Here is a 22,178-nt window from a genome sequence, read left to right as displayed (position 1 = left end):
AGAAGTCGCGCATTCATTCGATGCGGACCTTAAGGTTCATTCGTCTTCAATCAAGATTCAGCGTGTCGCGCCCATTGATAAGGTCGCGCTATAGCACATTGCTCAAGCGCTTTTCTCGCGCCCGGCGGCCTTCGGTCGGGCAAAGACTTCGTGCAGATCGACCGCGCCACGAGCGGGTCGGTCGAGCATTTTCATTTCCACATCCTGCAAATGGCGCGCCATCAGATCGGCGGCTTTTGGAGCATCGCCGGCATCGATTGCAGCGAGTATTTCCTCGTGATCCTCGAAGCTGCAGGAGCTGCGGCCAAGCGATTCATATAACGCCGATATCAGCGTGGAGCGCGCCACGAGCCCCGACAAGCATTCGCATAAGACAGTGTTGCCGGTAAGCTGCGCGAGCTCTTTGTGGAACTCGCCAGACAACCTTATCCACGACGAAAAGTCGCGGCTTTCATAAGCTTTGCGTTCACGTCCGATCGTTGCGCTGATCGATTTCAAGCGACGCGTTCCGTGCCCGCTGCAAATGCGTTCGACCACCGCCATTTCCACGATGCGCCGCATCTCGAACACTTCATGCACCTCTTGAACCGACGGACTCGCGACGAATGCACCGCGGTTCGGCTCGAGATCCACGAGACGCTCGCTTGCAAGTTGCGCCAGCGCTTGACGCACTGTTCCGCGCTTTACATCGAATACTTCGCACAACTGCGCTTCTGTCAGCTTGGCCGTCGGCGCCAGACGATGCTCGAGGATCGCGTCGCGAATGTTCGCCGCGATCGACTCGGCCGTTGCAGCAGCAGCGGGAATTGCATTGCCGATGACGCTTACCTTCGATAAATCTTTCAGTTTCGCTTCGGACATGATCGCGTTCGCCTGTATGTGATGCATCTTATGACGAACATAAAAACTGTCAACAATTTCTGGCGAATTTTCGGTGCGCCGGGGTTTTATGAGCGCTGGACACCTAGCGAAACCCTTTTAAATAAAGCCTCAGAAGAGATTCTAAGGTAAATCCCTAACGGCGATCGCTCAATTTTTTGTCGACAATTTATCGCACGAAACTCGTGCATTTCTGCTTGATCTCAGTGCGTGGATACAAAAAAGGCGCCCCTTAGGCGCCTTTGGACCGACCTTCAATCGTTCTCAAGTCAAGTACGGATAATCGGAAAGTTTGATACTGAAACCGCGCGGCGTCGCAACCAGATGTGCTGTCGCGCCGAACGGCAACGTCAGCAAATCCGGCACATGCCCGAACTGCAACCCCGTCACGACCGGAATTCCGACCAGCGATCGAACCTGCTCGACCATTGTTTCGAACGTGTAGCCGTTGTCGTATTCCGAGAGTTTCGCGCTGGTGAACTGCCCCAGAACGAGAGCGTGCTGACGCGCAAGAATCCCCGACAAATAAAGCTGGTAAATCATCCGTTCAACACGAAACGGATGTTCGTTGACGTCCTCGATAAACAGGATTCCGCCTTCCACAGGCGGCATGTACGGCGTGCCGATCAGCGAGGCGATCATCGCGAGATTGCCGCCCCAGAGCATGCCGGTGACATTAGCGGATTGCGCTTGAGGGACGTTGCTTTGCACCGTGAACGATGGCTTCGTGATCGCTTCCCAGAAGTGATCCATCGTGAATGCGCTCAGCTCTTCTGCACCAAAATCCGCGGTGAGCATCGGACCGCCGAATGTCTTGATGCCGGCGCGCGCAAACAGCGCGAGCTGGATGGCCGTGAAGTCGCTATGACCGACCATGACAACGGGCTTGTCCCGCAAGCGGCGTTGCAAGCCGTCGTAGTCGAGGCCGTGAAGAATGCGCGATGCACCGTAGCCGCCCCTCACCGCCAGCACGATCTCAGGCAGAGCTCGCGATGGATCGGCAAGCCGGTTGATATCCGATGCACGCTCGCTATCCGTGCCGCCAAACCGTTGATACCGGCGCCAGGCAGAATCTGCATTTTCCAGCGTATGCCCCTGCTCTTGCAGACGCACGATCGCGCGTTCAACAGGTTCCAGAGCCGGATAACCAGAAGGAGCAACGAGATCGATGGTGCGTGCGCGAACGTTCATGGGCGAGGTAAAAGTGGATCGGCGGGATCAGGAATGGCGGCGTTGCGGGCATCGCGCGCAGCTTTGGTTTCGCGCCGGCGATCGGCGAAAAAACTGCGCAACGCGCTGGCGCATTCGTCGCCGAGCACGCCGCCGGTAACAGTTGTGTGATGGTTCAGGTTGCCGATGGCGAAGGCATCGACAACGCTGCCGCACGCACCGGTTTTCGGATCGTGCGCGCCGAACACCACGCGGGCAATGCGGGCATGCATGATCGCGCCGGCGCACATGATGCAGGGTTCGAGCGTGACGAACAGCTCGCAACCAGGCAATCGGTAATTTTCGAGCGCAACTGAAGCAGCGCGCAAAGCGGCCATTTCCGCATGCGCCGACGGATCGTGACCACCAATAGGATGATTGAATCCGGTCGAGATGACTTCGTCGCCGCGCACCAGCACCGCGCCCACCGGCACCTCGCCCAACTCGCGTGCTTTGTCCGCCGCGGCCTGTGCAAGCGCCATGAACCGGCGGTCACGTTCCTCGGAGAATGCGGCTTCGGACACGGCTGTCACTTCTGCGTGGCCTGATCGAGCTTATCGGCGTCAGCGATCTTTTCCTGCTCCGACCAGCGCTCGGACAAACGCTCCGCTATGCGCCGCCGATATTCCAGCGGCATCACACTACAGTTGCCACGCAGCGATTCGAGCGCCATGTCGAGCGCAAGCATCTTGGCTTGCAGCTTCAGGCGCGTGGCCGGATCTTCCGCCATGCCTGCTTCGTTTTGAAGATCGCGCAGCGCGCGCAGGTGTTCGACAGCGGGTGGCACAAAACCCGCGTTTTTCATGATGCGATTGGCGACGCGGACTTCTTCGGGCACCAGGGCGTCGTCGTCGAATTCGAGGGGCTCGCCCGCGCCCGGCAGATTATCGAACTCACCGCGTGCGGCTGCGGCCGAAATTCGCTGTTCGACCAGGGCATCTAGCAGTTTCATCGGCGTATTGGGTGTTGGCGACCCGATTTGCGAAAATTATTCGATCAAACGGATCAAGCCAGACTGTCACTTTTTGAGGGTTACGCTTCGCGGTAGCGGGGGAAAAGCCGGCCGCGTGCATAGCCGCGCAGGCGATCCCGGCGTCGTGCGCTTCGGGGATGCCACCAGCTAATCTCCTATTCTATCAGGCGATTCGTGCCAGGCTGAATCGTCCGTCTTGCGCGTATAACCCTGCGTGGCGCGTAACAGGCGGCGCGTGTATTCGTGTGTCACGTCTTGCTCGCGCACGGCTTCAACAGGAAGTTGCTCGACAATTTCTCCGTCGCGCATCACTGCGACTCTCTGGCACAAGAATCCGACCACCGCCATGTTGTGACTGACAAGGATCATCGTGAGATTGCGTTCGCGATGAAGCCGCCGCAGCAAATTCAAGATTTCCGCCTGCACTGAGACGTCGAGCGCGGACGTGGGTTCATCGAGGAGAAGCACGCGCGGCTCCACGATCAACGCGCGTGCAATCGCCACGCGTTGTCGCTGCCCGCCTGAGAGTTGATGCGCGTATCGAAAGCGAAATGCTGGACCGAGGCCGACTTCCCGCAACGCGTCGAGGATGCGTTCGTCGTGACGATCCATCCCGTTGATGGACAGCGGTTCCCGCAAAGTCTGATCGACGGTAAAGCGCGGATAGAGCGAACCGTACGGGTCTTGAAACACCATCTGCACTTCGCGCCGGAACGCGCGATCAACGCGTGCGCCGAGGACATGTTGGCCGATCTGCATTGAACCATTGGCGATGGGAACAAGTCCCGTCAGCGCGCGTAGCACCGTCGATTTGCCCGATCCCGACTCACCAACTAGTCCGAAGACTTCGCCCTCGTCCACATGAAATGTTGCGGAGCGCACGGCATCGGCAAAACCGGTTTTGGTTTTGAAGCGGACCTGTACCCCGTTTGCATCGATCATCGGGGGGCCTCGGCGAACCATGCGGCGTCGCGTTGCAAGACCGGCAACTGATCCGGCGGATTGCGCAATGGCGGGCTCGCCGCGAGCAAGGCGCGCGTGTACGGATGCTGCGCATTCGCGAGATCGCGCGCCGCGCACGTCTCGACCACACGACCGCCGACCATCACCATGACGCGATCGCAAAACGACATCACGAGCGGCAAGTCGTGGCTGATGAAGATCAGGCCAGTGTCGTGCTTCGCGATCATCTCGTCGAGCACCGACAGAACCTGCATGGACACGAGGACGTCGAGCGCGCTGGTGGGTTCATCGGCGATCAGCAACTTTGGTCCCGACGAAACCATCATCGCGATCATCACGCGCTGGCCCATGCCGCCCGAAAGCTCGTGCGGATACGAATCGGCAACGCGTTGAGGCTCGCGGATATGCACGGCTGCAAGCGCCTCGATAATACGTTCGCGCATTGCTTTCGCATTCGACCTCGGCGACTGCCGACCGAACGCCTCCCGCATTTGCTGCGCGACGGTCATCACGGGATTGAGCGAATATTTCGGGTCCTGCAGAATCATGCTCATCTGCGTGCCGCACAGACGACGCCGCTCTTTCGGATGCATGGCAAGCAGATCGTGATTGTCGAGCTGCATGGCGTCGGCTGACCATTGCGCGGACGTTGGCAAAAGACCAAGCAACGCGCGACCCGTCAGCGATTTACCCGACCCCGATTCGCCGACAATACCAAGGCGCTCGCCCTTTGCAAGCGTCAGCGAAATGCCCCGCACGGCTTCGGTCAGCGTGCCGTCGTGAGCTTCGAATGCGATGCGCAGGTTATCGATTCGGCAGAGGTTATCGGCGTGCATGTCAGCCTCCCTGACGCGGATCGAAGACATCGCGCAGGCCATCGCCTAGCAGGTTGAATGCGAGGCTGACCAGCAGAATCGCGATGCCCGGGATGGTCGCGACCCACCATGCGTCGAGCAACACGCCGCGCCCCGAAGCAACCATGAAACCCCATTCCGGACTCGGCGGCTGCGCGCCGAGTCCAAGGAAACCAAGGCCCGCGACGGTCAGGATGATGCCCGCCATGTCGAGCGTCGCGCGCACGATCACCGACGACGAACACATGGGCACGATATACCGCAACAAGATCCGCATGGACGACGCCCCTTGCAGGCGCGCCACGTGGATGAAATCCGCTTGCACGAGCCGCAGCGTTTCGGCGCGCGCGAGACGTGCATATGGCGGCCAGGCAGTAATCGATATCGCGATCACCGCGTTGATCACACCCGGCCCGAGCGCGGCCGCGAACGCGAGCGCCAGCACGATCTTCGGGAACGCCAGCGCTATGTCAGTAAGCCGCATCAGGATGGTATCGATGAAACCGCCGCAAAAACCCGCCGTCGTGCCAATCAGCAAACCTACCGGCACAACCAGTACCACAACAAGAATGGCAATGCTCAAGGTCAGTCGCGAACCGATAACAAGACGCGCAAGTATGTCGCGGCCGAGTTGATCGGTGCCGAACAAATGCGACGGCGAACCGGGCGGCAGCAAGCGGTCACCCAGCACTTGGCGCAACGGATCATGCAAGGGAAGCCACGGACCGATTGCTGCAAACACGATCAGCACGAGCAAAATCGATAACCCGAATATGCTCAGCGGATTGCTCGCAAACCGGCGCCATCGCCTGTAGGCCAACCCGAGCGACGCTTGCTGGCGAGATGCGGGCGTGTCGGTCAAGAGCCAGGCTTGCCACTCCTTGCGCGGTTTTGTCATTCGGGTGGAATCACTGGATGGAAGCACGTCATGAACCTTTGGCAGTCATCGGGCACGTGGATCGAATACCTTGTACAGCGCGTCCGTCAGCAAGTTGAGCGTGATGAACGTCGCGCCGATCACGAGCGTGCTGCCGAGCACGGCGTTCATGTCCGCGTTGAGCAACGCGCCGGTCAAATACGAACCGATACCCGGCCACGCGAACACGATCTCCGTCAGCACCGAACCTTCGAGCAAATAGCTATACGCGAGCGCGATCACCGTAAGAAGCGGCACCGCAATATTCCCGAATGCATGACGCCAGATCACCCGCCGTTCACTCAGACCCATCGCGCGCGCCGTCACGATGTATTCCTGACTCAACTGTTCAAGCATGAACGAGCGCGTCATGCGACTCAGGTAAGCGATGGAATAAAACGCGAGAATCGCCGCCGGCAAAACAATATGCGAGAGCGCGTTCTTGAACACATCCCACTCGCCCGCAATGATCGAATCGATCAGCAGGCTTCCGGTGCGTGTATCGACCATACCGTCGTAAAGCGGATCGATACGGCCCGGTCCCGACACCCAATGAAGCTTCGCATAAAACAGGAGCAAGCCCATCAATGCAAGCCAGAACACCGGCAATGAACTGCCTGCTAATCCGATGAAACGCGCCACGTGATCGATCCAGCGGTTATGACGCACAGCGGCCGCGACGCCGAGCGGCACGCCGATCACGATGCCCATGAACGTTGAAATGGTAGCGAGTTCGAGCGTGGCGGGGAAGACGCGCTTGATGTCATCGACAACCGGATTCGATGTCAGCAACGACATGCCAAGATTGCCATGCAGTACGTCGCGCACGTAGATGGCGAATTGCACGATCAAGGGCTTGTCGAGCCCGAGTGAAAGACGCGCTGCTGCATAGGCTTGCGCCGAAGCGCGTTCGCCGAGCATGGCGAGCAACGGATCGATCGGGATCTTCCGCCCGATAAAAAACGTCACCCCGAGCAAGCCTGTGAACGTGACCGCCAGCATCAACAACCAGCGCACGAGCAACCATCCTCGCCGCACGCCGGCATGACCGGCAAGCGCGCGGCGCGCACGCTGGGTGAGAGTGAGTTGCAGATCCACGCTTACTGCTTCTTCAGGTCGCGATACGAGACGAGGTCGAAGATCGGCCCGACTTCAAGTCCTGTCACGCCGGGCCGGGCTGCGACCTGCGAGACTTTTTGGAACATGATTACGAACGGCGACTTGGCGAGGACTTCCTTCTGCATTACCTCGTAGCGTTGCGCGCGTTTTGCGGTCGATGATTCTTCGAGCGCTGCCTGCGTCTCTTTCGTCAATTGCGGAATGTCCCACGAATTACGCCATGCAAGCATCTTGAAACTGGAGTTGTCGGAGTTATCCGGGTTCCACGCAAAACCTTGCGCGTTGCTATGTGGATCGATGTAATCGGCCGACCATTCCCCGATATAAATATCATGCTGACGCGCGCGATATTTGCCGAGCGTCTGCTTGTTGTCGCTCGAAATCAACTCGACCTTGATGCCCGCCTGCGCCAGATTCGCCTGCACTGCCTGCGCGATTTCGCCGTAAGGCGAGTCGTTGCGCACGTCCATTTTTACCGTGAAGCCATCCGGGACGCCGGCTTTCGCCAGCAACGCTTTCGCCTTCGCGACATCCTGGTGATAGGGGTTCGTGTTCAGCGCACCGAGAAAACCTTCAGGCAGAAACGCCTCGTGGACTTTGTACGTTGTCCGCACGATGTTGTGCTGAATGCCGTTGTAATCGATAAGCCATTTCATGGCTTCCTGAACCTCAGGCTTGGCAAGATTCGGATTCTTGTTGTTCAGCCCGAGATACATCAGCGTGGCTTGCGGAACGGACGTAACGTGAATCGTGCCCTTCTTCGTAAGCGTGGCCAGGTCGTCCGAGCTCAGGTCGCGCGCTACATCTATGTCGCCATTTTCGATCATCAGCCGCTGGCTCGATGCTTCCGGCACATGGCGCATCACAATGCGTTTCATGGCAAGCGGCACGCGATAACCATCGAAACGCTGCAGCACGATGCTGTCGTTCGCCGTCCACTTCACGAGCTTGTACGCGCCCGATCCCGCCTCGTTTGTCTTTAGCCATTCGTTGCCGAAATCGTTGCCCTTTGCATGCGATTCGAGCAGCTTCCTATCCAGTACGGACGCAGGCCACGATCCCAGCACGTTCAGCACGAAGGTCGGCGCGTACTTCTGGTCGGTCGTGATGGAGACGGTCGTCTCGTCGATCTTCTTCACGTTCTGCAGCGCGTTCGCTTTCGTCAGGCCGATGCCCGCGAGCACGGCCGCCGCGCCTTTGTCGAGCAATGCGGTGCGCTGGATCGACCACGCGACGTCGTCGGCAGTGAGCGGATTGCCCGAGTGGAACTTGAGGCCGGAGCGAATCTTGAACGTGAACGTCAGGCCGTCGGAACTCACGGCCCACGATTGCGCGACATCGCCATTGAAACGCGCCGGATCTTTCAGATCGACACGAATCAGGCGGTCGTAAGTATTCGCGACGTATTCCTGCGGCACCAGTTCGTAGATCTCGCCTGGATCGAGCGTGGTGAATTCATCGAGCAGTGTAGCCATCACCAGCATGTCCTTCGGCGTGGCCGCGTTGGCGGAACTCATGCCGCCAAGGCTCACCGTCAAGGTCGATGCCACCGCAATGGCCGCCAGCGCGTTGCGCAAAACACGTTTCATACTCGCTCCGTGAAAGTTGATCGTCCTTGCCGTGCCTTTTTACATCAGACGCGACGGGCCACTGTCTGCATTATCGATAACCGGAAGTTCGCGCGAGCCGGGCAATTCGTAATGCCACCACTCGCTGGGAATGTGCGTGAAACCCGCGCCGTGCATCACACCGAGCAAGAGCGTGCGGTTGCGTTGCACATGCTCGGGCAGCCCGGCGTGGAAGTGTTCGGATGCGACCGACATTTCATCGAAACCGGTGCCCATGTCCAGATCGCGACCATCGGCGCCGACGAGCGTGAGGTCGACCGCCGTCCCGCGGCTGTGGTTCGAGCCGCGCTTCAGATCTGCAATATAGGTAGGGTCAGGCAGAAAGTCCCAGAGCACTTGCTGTGCTTGCGGGGGCCGGTAGGCATCGAAGATCTTGAGCGTCATGCCAATGTTGGCGGCAAGCTCTACAGCCTTTCTCAACGCGGCTTCTGCGGGGCTTAGCAACAGGCAATGTGCCGCCTTGTAGATTGGCTTGCCGGTGAGATTGCGGTTGGTAGCGTAGACCAGGTCGATGGCTACGCCATGTGTCTCGGGAGTGATTTTCAACAAACGGTGATCGGGCATCGGCGAGGTGGGTTCGAAGCTCACGAAAACGTGCGGTGCCGTTATTGTTTATCAAAATGAAGGGTTTGGGGGCGAATGTGCAGACTCGCCACACTCGGCGTCAAAGCTTGCGCCCAGGTTTTGACCGTCCTGGACAACGCCAAGACCTGATTAAACCTCGCCAAAAATCCGCTGTTGCAACTCTGCGAAGAGCCGGGATCTGGCTTGCGGAAAAGATTCGATCGAAAGCGATTCAGCGGAAGCCTTGAATCGCTTTCTAAACAGCGAGGAATTACTGCGCCATGGCGCCGGATGCGGGATGGCCCATGCCCATTGCATCGTGCTTTTTCATCTTGTCGCCCTTTTTCATTGAATCCTTCTTCATGGAGTCCTTGGGCATCGCGTCTTTCGACATCGAATCCTTTGCCATTGAATCGTGGGCCATTGCATCGCTTGCCTGGGCAAATGCCATTGAACCGCCCATGGCGAGTGTTGCTGCGAGTGCTGCCGTGATAAACAGTTTCATATCATCCTCTTCTCATCTAAAAGTGACCGGTCGCGCCGGATAAATAAAAGCGCCTGACGCTGCAATGCACAAGGTGCATTCATGAGAATCAGGAACCTGCGAATCAGTTGTAGCCTTGATCGACTTGTTAACCGTCAGGGAATGTGATTGACGATAAAAATCTCCATGATGTAAGTAGAATTCTTCTAGCCGGATTGGGTAGGCATCCTGATCTTCATCAGATACCTGGCATCGGGCTAGACGATGCGTGTTCCAAGTTAATTCGTCGGGGATTGACTGCCGGTTACAGCAAAACGCTTTTTTTTCTTGGCGGGCTTTGCTGTGATGAGAACGTAAGCAAACGCCGTACGGCGCGCGATTGCCATCGCGGATTCCATCGGATACCCTGAATCGAACCCTTCAATCCCAGGACGCCATGATCCGCTTCTACTTTCACCCCACGCCGAATCCCGCCAAGGTCGCTTTGTTTCTGGAAGAATCAGGTCTCGATTACGAGCTCATCCCCGTCGATACCAGCAAAGGCGAACAGCATCTGCCCGCGTTCCGTAGCATCAACCCGAACGGCAAAGTTCCGGCAATCGTGGACACGGACGGCCCTAACGGCACGGAGGCGCGGGTCTTCGACTCCAGCGCGATCCTGCTGTATCTCGCCGAGAAGACCGGGCGCTTCGCGGGGACACCTGCAGACCGGCCGGAACTGCTTTCCTGGCTGTTTTTCATCAGCTCCGGTATCGGTCCGTTTTCGGGTCAGGCAGTGCATTTCCAGCATGCAGCGCCCGAAAAGCTGCCTTACGCGATCAATCGCTATAGGAGAGAAATCGAGCGGCATTACCAAGTGCTCGACGAACATCTGGCCGGCCGCGAATACATCGTCGGCCAGGACTATTCGATCGTCGATATGTCCGCGTGGGGATGGCTCGAACGCGCGCCGCGAGTCTTGCCGGGCGAAGCGGACCCACTTGCGGCGTTCCCGAACCTGCGCCGTTTCTTCGATGCCATAAGCGCTCGGCCAGCGGTTGCGCGCGCACGCGCCGTTGGCCGCGACCTGACATTCAAGCGCGAACTCGATGAACAGGCACGCCGGGCGCTGTTTCCGTCGAACTATCCGGACGCCATGCGCTGAGCGTTTGCGGCATCGACAGCAGCGATATGATGCGGCACAATCCGCACGTTTCGCGTTCGGCAGGCCTTCGACGCCCTGCCGCTTTTTTATTTGAAGCGCGCTGTAACCCAATGCCGCGATGAAGCGAATAACACAAGGTGGTGGTGTGTCCGGAGTCGAGGAAAGGCTCCGGGCGCTGTTCGTGCGTGGCCTGGATGGCGACGCGGCTGCGTATCGCGCGTTTCTCGACGATCTGACCGCCCACCTGCGGGGTTTCCTGAGAAAGCGTATTTATTACCTTCAGGACGATATCGAGGACGTCGTGCAGGAAATCCTGCTCGCGGTACACAACAGCCGCCATACGTATCGGCCAGACGAACCGCTGACCGCGTGGGTGCACGCGATCGCGCGCTACAAGCTGATGGATTTTTTCCGCGCACGATCGCGCCGCGAAGCGCTGAATGATCCGTTGGACGAGACGCTCGATATCTTCGCGACCTCCGACGAAGAACCCGCCGACGCCAAACGCGATATCGGCAAATTACTCGAGCAGTTGCCGGACCGTCACCGCTTGCCGATCGTCCATGTAAAACTGCAAGGGCTTTCGGTGACCGAGACCGCGACGCTCACCGGCATGTCGGAGTCGGCTATCAAAGTAGGCATTCACCGTGGATTGAAAGCGCTGGCCGCAAAGATTCGAGGCAACGCATGAAGACCGAGGACCTGATTTCGCTTCTTTCGACGGGCGTCACTCCCGCCGATACCGGCCTGTCCCGGCGCCGGTTCGCGCGCGCGTTGCTGCTCGGCGGCGTTGGTTCGTTCGTGCTCATGCTGGTGGTTTATGGCTTGCGGCACGACATCGCGGTGGTATCGCGCACGCCGCTCTTTTGGGCGCGCTTCGCATTCCCCGCGACGCTTGCAGCGTGCGCACTGTTTCTGGCGGCGCGCTTGTCGCGCCCGGGAACACGGATCGGCGCCTTCTGGGCAGCGCCGGCTGTGCCTGTCATCGTGGTGTGGAGCGCTGCGGTCGCCGTCCTTTGCCTCGCCTCTCCCGATGCCCGCATTCCGCTCGTGATGGGCACCACGTGGCGCTCTTGCCCGTTCAATATCGTGCTGCTTTCGGTGCCGGCCTTTGTCGCCGTGTTCTGGGCGATTCGCGGACTTGCGCCCACGCGCTTGCGTCTCGCGGGCGCCGCCGGCGGCATGCTGGCGGGAACCATCGCGACGATGGCTTATTGCCTGCATTGCCCCGAAATGAGCGTGGCGTTCTGGGCAGTCTGGTACCTGCTCGGCATGACGCTCGCCACGCTGATCGGTGCGTTGCTTGGGCCGCGTTTCCTGCGTTGGTGAAATACCGCTGAATTAATTCGCGAACGAGCGTAACCCTCGCGCTGACAGAACCGAATAGAAATCATGCGCTCGGCGCTAAAAGGTTCCTGTCAGCGGAGTGGCCATGAAAACCAGCGAGTTTGTATCGATGCTTGCCACCGGCATCGTTCCAACCCATCCCTATGTTGTTGCACGACGATTTGCAGCGGCGCTATTTTTCGGCTTGAGTGGCGCTGCGTGCCTGGTCGTTGCCCTTTACGGCGTACGCGGTGACATGCCGCAAATGCTCACTACGCCGCTCTTCTGGCTGAAGGTCGCGTTCCCTCTGGCGGTCGTCGGCGCGTCTCTCTTCATCGCGATGCGGCTGTCACGTCCCGGCGCCGGCACGACCTTCGCATGGATCACGCTCGCCGCGCCGCTCGTATTGATATGGGTAGTGGCGCTAGCCGTGATCGTCGCTGCGCCCCCTGCGCTGCGGCTTAAACTCGTGCTCGGCAGCACGTGGCAGGTCTGCGCGTTGAACATTTCGGTCTTGTCGATACCAACGTTTATCGCGGTGTTCTGGGCCATGAAGGGACTCGCGCCGACGCGTCCGGTGATCGCCGGCGCTGCCGCCGGCCTGCTCAGCGGCGCACAAGCGGTGCTCGTGTACACGCTCTACTGCGTGGAAATGACAGTTCCGTTCTGGGGCGTCTGGTACGTGCTCGGGATGATGGCGCCGACAATGGTTGGCGGCGTTCTGGGACCGCGTTTCCTGCGATGGTAGGTGCGCATCGCGCTTTTATTGTTCGCGATGTAACCCGTCTCACGCCAAAGCCGAATTAGGTTTCATCTGTCCTATTTCTGTGGAGGCCGCGATGCGCGCTCTGTCTTTTTGGTTTGCCTCGGTTCTGGTCTCGCTATGCGCCGCGACCGCCAATGCTGCATCGATCAATATGTGCAGCGCATCGAGCCCGGCTCATCGCGCGGCGCTCGTCGAACTTTATACGAGCGAAGGCTGCAACAGCTGCCCGCCCGCCGATAACTGGCTAAGCGCGCTCGATCACGCGCGCAAGACAAGCACCATTGTCCCGCTCGCGTTGCACGTGGACTACTGGGACAACTGGGCGTGGAAAGACCGTTTTGCGCAAGCAGCATTCACGACACGCCAGCAGCAACTGACATCGAATGGTGGAGGACACGTCGTGTACACGCCGGAAGTTTTTGTCGGCGGAAACGAGCTGCGCAGCTGGTCCAGCAACGCAAGTTTCGAATCGCGTATTCAGCAGCTGAACAGTGAAACGCCGCTCGCCGATATTCATATCGATGGCCGTCCATCAGCGCCTGGCCACATCGCCTTCAATGCATCATTCGCAGCGCGCAAAAGTCTTCCCGATGACGCCGTCGCCTACGCCGCCGTGTATGAAAACCAGCTCGTCAGCGCGGTCAAAGGCGGAGAAAACAATGGCGCAACGCTGCATCACGATCGCGTAGTACGTCAATGGATCGGGCCGATTCGATTGACCGGAGGACACGCGCAACTATCCGGCGATTACGCGTCGGATGCCATGCGCTTCGGCGTCGTTGCGTTCGTTGAACGCGGAACGAGTGGCGAAGTGTTGCAAGTGGCTGAGCTCGCTTCGTGCGGTGAATGAGATTCGTTGTTGAGTAGCTGGGCTGGTTTTTTCCTATTGCCACGCAGTAGAAGAATCATCGAACCCGTACCGCTGCAGCATTCACCCTTGGCTTGCGACCAAGAACTACATACGTTGGCAAACGCGCTAGATACGCAGAGTGCGCGATCTCGTGTCGTGTGCGTCGGAACAATGCGCGCCGCGCAACACCTCGGCCCAAGGACCACGGACGTCTACAACGTGGTTTTGCCTACGGCCGAACAATCCCGACAAAACATTTACCAATAGCTTTCTGAACGATTCATACGCAAAAAGTCCTCGTACACTTCGCTACGAATGTTATAACATTACATATTGGCACGTACTAAAGCCGATTGCGCGCTTCTAAAAACACGGATCGAGCTAACCCGTTACGCACATCACCGCCACTCAAGCAAAAAAATAATCGATGAAAAATCGCACGCTCTTCGCCCATACGGCACTGCTGCTCTTCGCTCAAATGGCGGCGACTCACGCTCATGCCGCCGGATCAGCCGGCACGGTTTCCGGCTCTGTGATCGACTGCGCGGGCAAGCCCGTCGCGAACGCCAGCGTAGTACTGCAAAGCGCAAGCGGCGCGGCCGCCGGGACAGCCAGCACGGACAAAGGCGGCCATTTCGTCGTACACAACGTCATTTCGGGCACCTACGCCGTGGTCGTGGCCGCACCAGGGTACGCAAGCGGAAGCAGCATAGCGACCACAAATGACGGCCGTGATACTTCGGTATCCATATCGATTATAAAGAGCGACACGCTCGATGTACAAGTCAACGCCAAGCGACTCGACCGGGCGCGCAATGGATTGCTGCCGGAGACGGGAAGCAGTGTGTATCGATTCAGTCAGGGTGATATCAACACCCTTCCCGCCGGCCAGGACACGCCGCTCAATCAGGTGCTGCTGCAAGCGCCGGGCGTGGCAAGCGATTCGTATGGCCAGTTGCACGTGCGGGGAGACCACGCAAACCTGCAATACCGGATCAACGGCGTGATCATCCCGGAACCGATCAGCGGTTTCGGGCAATCGCTCGATACGCGCATCATCGATCAATTGAATCTGTTGACGGGGGCTTTACCCGCACAATACGGTGACCGGACGGCCGGCATTGTCGATATCCATACGAAGAACGGCGACCAAGGTAACGGCGGGTCCATCGATGTATTCGGCGGCAGCCATCAAACCATCAGGACCAGCGCCGATGTATTCGGCAGCAAGGGCCCGTTCAGCTACTACTTCAGCGGCTCGGTTGGCGAGAACAACCTGGGTATAGAAAATCCGACATCGAGCGCGAACGCCATTCACGATCACACGCGTCAAGGCGATGCATTCGGGCTCATGTCGTACATCATCAATCCGCTCACGCGCGTGAGTCTGATGTTCGGCACGACCAGCAATCAGTTCGATATTCCAAACACGGCCGGCTTGCCGACCAACTTCACGTTGAACGGCAACACCGCCTTCGATTCGAGCAAACTCAACGAAACCCAGTCCGAGCTCAATCAGTTCGCGGTCGTCGCTTTGCAAGGCACGAACGGCGGCGCACTGGACTATCAGGTGGCGCTTTTCACGCGTTATTCCCGCACGAAATTCAATCCTGATCCGGTCGGCGATCTGCTTTTCAACGGCGTGGCCGCGAGTGATTTTCACAGCGACACCGCGAACGGCGTGCAGGCGGACACGACCTACCGGCTCAACGCAAAGCACACGTTGCGCGCGGGTATATCGTTTCAACAGGAACACGCGGTGTTCAACAATGATCTGAGCGTTTTTCCCGCCGATGCAGACGGCAACCAGACCTCCGATCAACCCTTCAACGTGCCGGATTCGAGCAGCAAGACGGGTTATCTCTACAGTGCCTACGTGCAGGACGAGTGGAAAGTCACCGACAAACTCACGATCAATTACGGCCTGCGCTACGACAAGATGGACGAGTACGTAAGCGCGAGTCAGCTTAGTCCGCGCGTCGGCCTTGTGTATGCATTGACGCCGACAACCACCGTTCACGCGGGTTATTCGCGCTACTTCACGCCGCCGGCGTTTGAGCTTGTTTCTGGCGCGGACATCGCCCGGTTCGCTGGAACCACGGCGCAGACATCGACGCAAAACGATCCCGTGCAGCCGGAACGCAGCCACTATTTCGATCTCGGCGTCACGCAACGGCTGACGTCCGCGATCACCGTCGGCGTGGATGCGTACTACAAGAAATCGACCAATCTGCTCGATGAAGGCCAGTTCGGCACCGCGCTGATTTTCACTCCGTTCAACTACCAGTATGGACGCGTGTACGGCGTCGAATTCACCGGCAACTACAAACAAGGAAACGTCTCGGCGTATATGAACGTGGCGTTCAGCCGCGCCCAGGGTAAGGACATCGACTCGGCGCAGTTCAACTTCGGTGCCGATGAACTCGCGTTTATCGGCAGCCATTACGTGTTCCTCGATCATGACCAGCGCGTGACCGCATCGTTTGGCGGTGCTTATCAGTTGGGAACGACGACATTTACCTTCGATGGCATTGTCGGCAGCGGACTACGGAGCGGTTTCGCCAACACGGATCGATTGCCGGTGTACACGCAGGTCAACCTCGGCGTGATTCATCATTTCGACTTCAAGGAGCCGCTCATCGGCAAGTTCGACGGGCGACTGCTTCTCATTAACGCGTTCAACCGTGTGTATGAGTTACGCGATGGCTCGGGCATTGGTGTAGGTGCGCCGCAGTATGGTCCGCACGTTGCGCTATATGCCGGTATAACAAAGAATTTCTGATGCAACGGATAACTAACCAAGGGTTTTGATCATGCAGGATTGGGGAGGAATTGTCGCCGCTGCGCAAGTGGGCGGATGGGTTGTTTATCCGCTGACACTGCTCGCCGTACTCGCGATCGCAATTGCAATCGATCGCGCTTATGTTTTTTCGCGCTTTGCAGGCGAGCCATCGACGCGTATCGATACGCTTCCCGCACAGCACGCATTCAGACGCCTCGACGCCACGTTCGTCATGCAGCCCGGTACGCCGTTGTGGTTGTACGAAACGCGTGCGCAATCCCTCGCCACGCGCATCGAGCGCGATATGAGCCGCGGGTTTTGGGTGCTCGAAACGATCGTCACGGCGGCACCTTTGCTCGGGCTGCTTGGAACCATCGTGGGAATGATGCATTCCTTCCAGCTTTTCGGCGGCAGCGGACTCGTCAATCCTGGTGGGGTCACGGGAGGTGTTGCGCAATCACTGGTCGCTACCGCTATCGGGTTGATCGTTGCGTTATTCGCGCTTTTCGCTTTCAACTACTTTTCGCGACGCCTCGAGCGCTTGATAGACGATCTCGAGCTTTATGCGAACGAACGTCTCGCCGGCGTCCGGCTGCACGCTGAAAACGATTTAGCTGGCACGGGCAAGGTCCAATGAAACTCCGGCGATCACGAGCATCGAAGCGCGGCCGCATCGAAATCATTCCGATGATCGATGTGATGTTTTTTCTGCTCGCGACCTTCATGCTCGCGTCCCTCGCGATGCAGCGACTCGACGCAGTGAAGATCAACCTGCCATCGGGACAGGCTGAGCGCATGTCCGAAAGTGAGCCGTTGACGATGAGCATCGACCAGAAGAACGGAATTTTTATCGATCACAGTCCGGTTCGATTGAACCAGGTCGAAGGCAGCGTAAGGAAGCTGCTCAAGGCCGATAAAAACGTGGTGATTGCCGCCGACGACGCCGCGGCTCAAGGCGCCGTGGTTCAGGCGATGCTCGCCGCCCGTCGCGGCGGCGCCGAGCATTTTTTGATCGCCGTGCATCGTGAGTAGATGGACGTGGCCTTGAAGACTCTGTTCGATGGTCAGCGCTTCAGGTTGAGCGTTGCGCTGCTGATCGCCATCGCCGCATGGATGGTCTTGCTCGCACTAGTCGTTAGCCGTTTGTCGAAACGATCAGCAACGATTCCCGCGCCTGAGCAAAAGGTGATGGAGATGCGTCTGGTCGAACTCGCGCCACCGTCTTTGCCAAAGCCCAATCCCGAAGCAGCCCACAGCCAACCCGCCGCCGCGCCGCTTCATTCTCATTCGAATCCTCCGCCCGTTCGTGCGATCCGCCCGCGCGTGACTCCCTCACCGGTAATTGAACATTCACTGCCCAACACCGAGACGCCGCCGCATCCAAATGAACCTGCGCCAGCCTTGCCGTCATCGGAAAACGAGAAACCGGCATTACCCGCAGGTTCCGCCGCGCGAGTCATCAGTCAGCCGATGCCTTTTCTCCCCGACGATCTTCGTGAGGATGCCTATCAAACCATGGCGATTGCCCGCTTCGATGTGCATGCGGACGGTACCGTCGATGTCGAGCTGTCGAAGCCCACGTCCAATCCACGCCTGAACGCGCTGCTTCTGGACGCCTTGCGAAAATGGCGTTTCTTCCCGGCGATGCAGGACGGCCACGCGATCGAAAGCCATCAGGACGTTCGCGTTCATTTCAACGTCAGTTGATGACATGGCGCTCGCGTCTACGGCGTTTTATCGTCGTGCGCGGCGCCGGACGCGATCCGCTCGGCGAGTCCCGAGTCGTAGCTCGAATGCACGTGAGTGCGCTTTTTCTCGGGATATGCGTAGGTGAACGCCTTTCGCAACGCGAGCGACGCTTCATGAAATCCCGAGAGAATCAGCTTCTGCTTGTTCGGATAATTGGCGATATCGCCTACCGCGAAAATCCCCGGCCGCGTGCTTTCATAATTGGATGTATCGACATTCACGCGGCCACCGGCAATCTCAAGTCCCCACTTCGCGATCGGCCCGAGATCCGCGACGAGACCGTACAGCACAACGAGATGATCGGCTTCAATTTGCGCCGTGCCGCCTATCTGCCTGATCTCGATTGACGCGAGCTTGTCGTCGAGCATATGCAGCCCCGCGATGGAGCCGACCATGAACTCCATCTCGTCGGCATCGACCGCGCGTCTCATCTGATCGACGCTCGATGCCACCGCGCTGAATCCGTTGCGCCGATGCACCAGCACGACCCGTCGCGCAACCTTGCGCAAGGCCAGCGCCCAGTCGAGCGCGGAGTCGCCGCCGCCTGCGACCACGACGGTTTTGCCGGCGAAGTCGGAAAGCGCGCGCACGCTGTAGTGCACGAACTGGTCTTCCAGCGGCGTGGCTTCGGGCAGCGCGAGACGCTGCGGCACGAAGGCGCCGTTACCGGCCGCGAGCATGATGGCGGCGGTATCGAAGACGAGGCCCTGCTTGGTTGTCGCGGTCCAGCGGCCATCGTCGCGTTGCTCGACTGTATTCACGCGCTGGTTCAGGTGGATTGGCGGATTAAACGGTCGGCATTGGTCCATCAGCCGGTCGACGAGCTCGCGCGCCGTACACGATGGAACCGCGGGGATGTCGTAGATGGGCTTGTCGGGATACAGCTCGATGCATTGCCCGCCAATACGACCGAGCGTATCGACAATCTGGCACGACAAGCCGACAACGCCTGCCTCGAAAGCCGCAAAAAGTCCGACAGGACCTGCGCCCACGATCAGGACATCGGTGCGGATGGGGGTATCGGTATGTGTGCCGGTTTCGGAAGCCATTCGCTTTTCCTTCGGTATGCTTGTTTGTTCTGCGCATCGATTCGTCGCGCCTGACGACCACCATACAGAAGCGGCGAACGACCGGCAATGAAGGCACTATTGGCGACCGTGATATCCGTGGTCTTGCTAGACATGGGCGCCGAGTGGTTATGTTGATACGTCCCGTCAACCCTAGAGAATTTCGAGTCTCGACCTGTCCGGGCATGTTGTTTGCGACAGCACGCGTGTTTGTTAAGGGTCGCACTCACGCGCGTAGCTGAGGTCTTGACCTTTACGAAAGCTTGCAGATGCAGCAGACGCGTCTTGCCGACCCGACGATGCGTGGCTCCCACCGATTACCTTTCCCGTCGCGTAAATTCTCCATGGCATGGTCTGCCATGAGCCGCTACCGCCGACAACCAGAGGTGCGTAAATGAACTCGAACTATTCGCCGCCGCGATCGCCTGCCTCGGCATCTCCCATTGTGAAGTGGCTGACGATTGCGTTTTTATCGCTGTCGGGAATCTATCTCGTCGCAATGGGAATCTGGCTGATTGCAATCGGAGGGTCGCCCTACTACGTAGTCGCCGGAATCTTCATGTTGGCGGTTGCGGTTTTAACCTGGCGAAGAAATGTCTCGGCGCTCTATCTTTATGCGCTGCTGCTTTTCGGCACGTTGGTATGGGCGGTTATCGAAGCAGGTTTCGATTTTTGGGCACTGGCGCCGCGTGTCGATGTGCTTGTCATCGTTGGCATCTGGCTGTTGCTTCCGTTCACTTATCGCTTGTTTCTAAAGCCCGTGAAGAACGGCGGATTGACTCTCGCCGCGGCGATCGTGTTTACCGGCATCGCGCTCGTGTACGCCGCATTCAACGATCCGCAGGAGATCAACGGCACGGTGGCGGCGGCGCAAACTGCCGAAGCCCCGGCAACGCCAGCCAGCCGCGCGGGTGACTGGCTGAACTACGGCAACACCCAAGCAGGAACGCGATATTCGCCGCTTGCGCAGATCAACAACAAGAACACGAAGGATCTGCAGGAAGCGTGGACTTATCGCACAGGCGATATGAAGGGCCCCAATGATCCGGTCGAAATCACGAATGAAGTGACGCCGCTCGCGGTCGACGGCACGCTGTATTTCTGCACACCGCATCAAATTGCAATTGCGCTGGACGGAGCGACAGGTAAGGAGAAATGGCGCTTCGATCCCGGCCTCAAGCCCGATCCCAGCTTCCAGCACGTAACCTGCCGAGGCGTTTCCTATCACGAGACGGCCGCTGCTTCGCAAGCGCGTCAAGCTAACAGCCCAGCCTCGCAAGCGATGTGCGCGCGCCGGATCATCCTCCCCGTGAACGACGGCCGCCTGTTCGAACTCGATGCCGCCACCGGTCAGCGATGCCTCACTTTCGCCGATAACGGTTCGCTCGATCTGCAGCATCTGCAACCGGTCAAGACGCCGGGACAGTACGAGCCGACTTCGCCTCCGGTGATTACATCGAAGGTCATCGTGGTCGCGGGTGCAGTGACAGACAACTACGGCACGCGCGAGCCGTCAGGCGTGATACGCGGTTTCGATGTCGACACCGGCAAGCTGCTCTGGGCATTCGATCCCGGCGCGCCCGACCCGAATGCGATCTCCGGCGATCAACACAGTTACACGATGAACTCGCCGAACTCATGGGCTCCCGCGGCCTACGACCCGCAACTCGATATCGTCTATTTGCCGATGGGCGTAACGACTCCCGACATCTGGGGCGGCCATCGCACGCCCGATCAGGAACGCTATGCAAGCGGATTGCTTGCGCTGAATGCATCGACGGGCAAGCTCGCCTGGTTCTATCAGACCGTTCACCACGACCTGTGGGATATGGACCTTCCGGCGCAGCCGACTATCGCGGATATCAAGGACAGCAGCGGCAACGTCATCCCCGCGATTTACGCGCCGGCCAAGACGGGCAATATCTTCGTGCTTGATCGCCGCACCGGCAAGCCGATCGTGCCCGCGCCCGAACAGCCAGTGCCGCAAGGCGCGGCGACGGGCGATCATGTATCGCCGACACAGCCGTTCTCGGACCTCACGTTCAGGCCGAAGAAGAACCTGACCGGTGCGGACATGTGGGGCGCAACGATGTTCGATCAACTCGTGTGCCGCGTGATGTTTCATCGTCTGCGATATGAAGGGCCGTTCACGCCGCCTTCGGAGCAAGGGACGCTCGTGTTTCCGGGAAATCTCGGCATGTTCGAATGGGGCGGCCTTGCCATCGATACCGACCGCAGCCTCGCCATTGCCAATCCGATCGCGCTGCCGTTTGTATCGAAGCTCATTGCACGCGGACCGGGTAATCCGATTGAGCCGACTGCATCTGCACGGGGTGGCACGGGCACCGAGACCGGTATCCAGCCGCAATACGGCGTGCCGTTCGGTGTGACGCTGAACCCGTTTCTATCGCCGCTGGGCTTGCCTTGCAAACAGCCGGCTTGGGGTTACGTGTCGGCCGTCGATCTAGGCACGAACAAGGTGATCTGGAAGAAACGCATCGGCACGACGCGCGATTCATCTCCAATCCCGATTCCGTTCAAGATGGGCATGCCGATGCTCGGCGGTCCGGTCACGACGGCAGGTCATGTGTTTTTTATCGGAGCGACTGCGGACAATTATTTGCGGGGCTTTAATACCGATACCGGTGAACAGCTTTGGGAAGCTCGCCTGCCGGCCGGAGGACAGGCGACGCCGATGACGTATGAGGCTGGTGGCAAGCAGTATGTGGTCATCGCGGCTGGTGGCCATGGGTCGTTCGGGACCAAGCTGGGCGATTATGTGGTGGCTTATGCGTTGCCGGACAAGCAGTGAGATGTGAAAAACGCGCGATGCCGGTGAGCGGCATCGCGCGTTTTTTTATTGGTGAGCGGAGGTGGTTTTGTCGATTGAAACCACGGATCCCAC

The 22,178-nt window shown here is 58.8% G+C and carries 22 protein-coding genes; 10 read left to right on the top strand and 12 right to left on the bottom strand.

Features of this window, described 5'->3' with window-relative positions; translation table 11 throughout:
• Window positions 1-102 precede the first annotated feature (102 nt).
• The 11 genes from ASG35_RS03710 to ASG35_RS03660 all read right to left on the bottom strand — a co-directional run bounded on the left by ASG35_RS03710 (window position 103) and on the right by ASG35_RS03660 (window position 9,610).
• Window positions 103-861 carry a GntR family transcriptional regulator gene (locus ASG35_RS03710; protein ID WP_082508222.1) on the bottom strand — a complete coding sequence of 253 codons (759 nt, stop codon included), beginning with the start codon at window positions 859-861 and terminating at the stop codon, window positions 103-105.
• Window positions 862-1,143: 282 nt separating this feature from the next.
• On the bottom strand, window positions 1,144-2,070 hold the full coding sequence (gene ldcA, locus ASG35_RS03705; protein WP_056352770.1) for a muramoyltetrapeptide carboxypeptidase: 927 nt from the start codon (window positions 2,068-2,070) through the stop codon (window positions 1,144-1,146).
• The gene (gene tadA, locus ASG35_RS03700) at window positions 2,067-2,621 is read right to left on the bottom strand and encodes a tRNA adenosine(34) deaminase TadA (RefSeq protein WP_056352768.1); all 555 of its coding nucleotides are present in this window, start codon (window positions 2,619-2,621) and stop codon (window positions 2,067-2,069) included. Before tadA ends, ldcA begins: the two co-directional genes overlap by 4 nt.
• Window positions 2,618-3,040: a DnaJ family domain-containing protein gene (locus ASG35_RS03695; RefSeq protein ID WP_056352767.1), complete on the bottom strand. Its 423-nt coding sequence runs from the start codon at window positions 3,038-3,040 to the stop codon at window positions 2,618-2,620. Before ASG35_RS03695 ends, tadA begins: the two co-directional genes overlap by 4 nt.
• 168 nt (window positions 3,041-3,208) lie before the next feature.
• Complete coding sequence (locus ASG35_RS03690; protein ID WP_056352765.1) at window positions 3,209-4,003, bottom strand: ABC transporter ATP-binding protein; 795 nt, start codon at window positions 4,001-4,003, stop codon at window positions 3,209-3,211.
• On the bottom strand, window positions 4,000-4,860 hold the full coding sequence (locus tag ASG35_RS03685; protein ID WP_056352764.1) for an ABC transporter ATP-binding protein: 861 nt from the start codon (window positions 4,858-4,860) through the stop codon (window positions 4,000-4,002). The genes ASG35_RS03690 and ASG35_RS03685 overlap by 4 nt, the downstream gene beginning before the upstream one ends.
• 1 nt (window position 4,861) lies before the next feature.
• Window positions 4,862-5,776, bottom strand: coding sequence for an ABC transporter permease (locus tag ASG35_RS03680; protein WP_056352763.1), 915 nt, complete (start codon window positions 5,774-5,776; stop codon window positions 4,862-4,864).
• Between the two features lie 45 nt (window positions 5,777-5,821).
• The gene (locus ASG35_RS03675) at window positions 5,822-6,832 is read right to left on the bottom strand and encodes an ABC transporter permease (RefSeq protein WP_056352974.1); all 1,011 of its coding nucleotides are present in this window, start codon (window positions 6,830-6,832) and stop codon (window positions 5,822-5,824) included.
• A 62-nt stretch (window positions 6,833-6,894) separates the two neighbouring features.
• Window positions 6,895-8,502: an ABC transporter substrate-binding protein gene (locus tag ASG35_RS03670; protein WP_056352760.1), complete on the bottom strand. Its 1,608-nt coding sequence runs from the start codon at window positions 8,500-8,502 to the stop codon at window positions 6,895-6,897.
• Between the two features lie 39 nt (window positions 8,503-8,541).
• Window positions 8,542-9,105: a D-alanyl-D-alanine dipeptidase gene (ddpX, locus tag ASG35_RS03665; RefSeq protein ID WP_056352759.1), complete on the bottom strand. Its 564-nt coding sequence runs from the start codon at window positions 9,103-9,105 to the stop codon at window positions 8,542-8,544.
• Window positions 9,106-9,376: 271 nt separating this feature from the next.
• Window positions 9,377-9,610: a pentapeptide MXKDX repeat protein gene (locus ASG35_RS03660; RefSeq protein WP_056352758.1), complete on the bottom strand. Its 234-nt coding sequence runs from the start codon at window positions 9,608-9,610 to the stop codon at window positions 9,377-9,379.
• Window positions 9,611-10,025: 415 nt separating this feature from the next.
• Here ASG35_RS03660 and ASG35_RS03655 point away from each other — a divergent pair, with 415 nt between their 5' ends.
• The 9 genes from ASG35_RS03655 (at window position 10,026) to ASG35_RS03615 (ending at window position 18,164) form a co-directional block, all read left to right on the top strand.
• A complete protein-coding gene (locus tag ASG35_RS03655; protein WP_056352757.1) occupies window positions 10,026-10,733 on the top strand; it encodes a glutathione S-transferase family protein in 708 nt (235 codons plus the stop codon).
• A gap of 118 nt (window positions 10,734-10,851) precedes the next feature.
• Complete coding sequence (locus ASG35_RS03650; RefSeq protein ID WP_056352756.1) at window positions 10,852-11,424, top strand: sigma-70 family RNA polymerase sigma factor; 573 nt, start codon at window positions 10,852-10,854, stop codon at window positions 11,422-11,424.
• Window positions 11,421-12,062, top strand: a complete 642-nt coding sequence (locus ASG35_RS03645) for a DUF1109 domain-containing protein (RefSeq protein ID WP_056352755.1) — start codon at window positions 11,421-11,423, stop codon at window positions 12,060-12,062. The genes ASG35_RS03650 and ASG35_RS03645 overlap by 4 nt, the downstream gene beginning before the upstream one ends.
• 103 nt (window positions 12,063-12,165) lie before the next feature.
• Complete coding sequence (locus ASG35_RS03640; protein ID WP_056352753.1) at window positions 12,166-12,807, top strand: DUF1109 domain-containing protein; 642 nt, start codon at window positions 12,166-12,168, stop codon at window positions 12,805-12,807.
• 91 nt (window positions 12,808-12,898) lie between these two features.
• Entirely contained in the window at window positions 12,899-13,675 is a 777-nt protein-coding gene (locus tag ASG35_RS03635) for a DUF1223 domain-containing protein (RefSeq protein WP_056352751.1), read from the top strand.
• A gap of 427 nt (window positions 13,676-14,102) precedes the next feature.
• A complete protein-coding gene (locus tag ASG35_RS03630; protein ID WP_056352749.1) occupies window positions 14,103-16,457 on the top strand; it encodes a TonB-dependent receptor in 2,355 nt (784 codons plus the stop codon).
• A 31-nt stretch (window positions 16,458-16,488) separates the two neighbouring features.
• Window positions 16,489-17,094, top strand: coding sequence for a MotA/TolQ/ExbB proton channel family protein (locus ASG35_RS03625; protein ID WP_056352748.1), 606 nt, complete (start codon window positions 16,489-16,491; stop codon window positions 17,092-17,094).
• Window positions 17,091-17,489: an ExbD/TolR family protein gene (locus tag ASG35_RS03620; protein WP_056352746.1), complete on the top strand. Its 399-nt coding sequence runs from the start codon at window positions 17,091-17,093 to the stop codon at window positions 17,487-17,489. Before ASG35_RS03625 ends, ASG35_RS03620 begins: the two co-directional genes overlap by 4 nt.
• A 162-nt stretch (window positions 17,490-17,651) precedes the next feature.
• The gene (locus ASG35_RS03615; protein WP_235527426.1) at window positions 17,652-18,164 is read left to right on the top strand and encodes an energy transducer TonB; all 513 of its coding nucleotides are present in this window, start codon (window positions 17,652-17,654) and stop codon (window positions 18,162-18,164) included.
• 17 nt (window positions 18,165-18,181) lie between these two features.
• On the opposite strand, the gene ASG35_RS03610 is transcribed toward ASG35_RS03615, so the two are convergent.
• Window positions 18,182-19,255, bottom strand: coding sequence for an NAD(P)/FAD-dependent oxidoreductase (locus tag ASG35_RS03610; protein ID WP_056352741.1), 1,074 nt, complete (start codon window positions 19,253-19,255; stop codon window positions 18,182-18,184).
• A gap of 412 nt (window positions 19,256-19,667) precedes the next feature.
• Here ASG35_RS03610 and ASG35_RS03605 point away from each other — a divergent pair, with 412 nt between their 5' ends.
• Window positions 19,668-22,085 carry a glucose/quinate/shikimate family membrane-bound PQQ-dependent dehydrogenase gene (locus tag ASG35_RS03605; RefSeq protein WP_056352739.1) on the top strand — a complete coding sequence of 806 codons (2,418 nt, stop codon included), beginning with the start codon at window positions 19,668-19,670 and terminating at the stop codon, window positions 22,083-22,085.
• Window positions 22,086-22,178: the final 93 nt, after the last annotated feature.

Origin of the sequence: Burkholderia sp. Leaf177, from assembly GCF_001424345.1 — a bacterium.
Taxonomy (GTDB): Bacteria; Pseudomonadota; Gammaproteobacteria; order Burkholderiales; family Burkholderiaceae; genus Caballeronia.
Note: the sequence above shows the minus strand (reverse complement) of the source record. Positions and strands in the feature narration are given on the sequence as shown.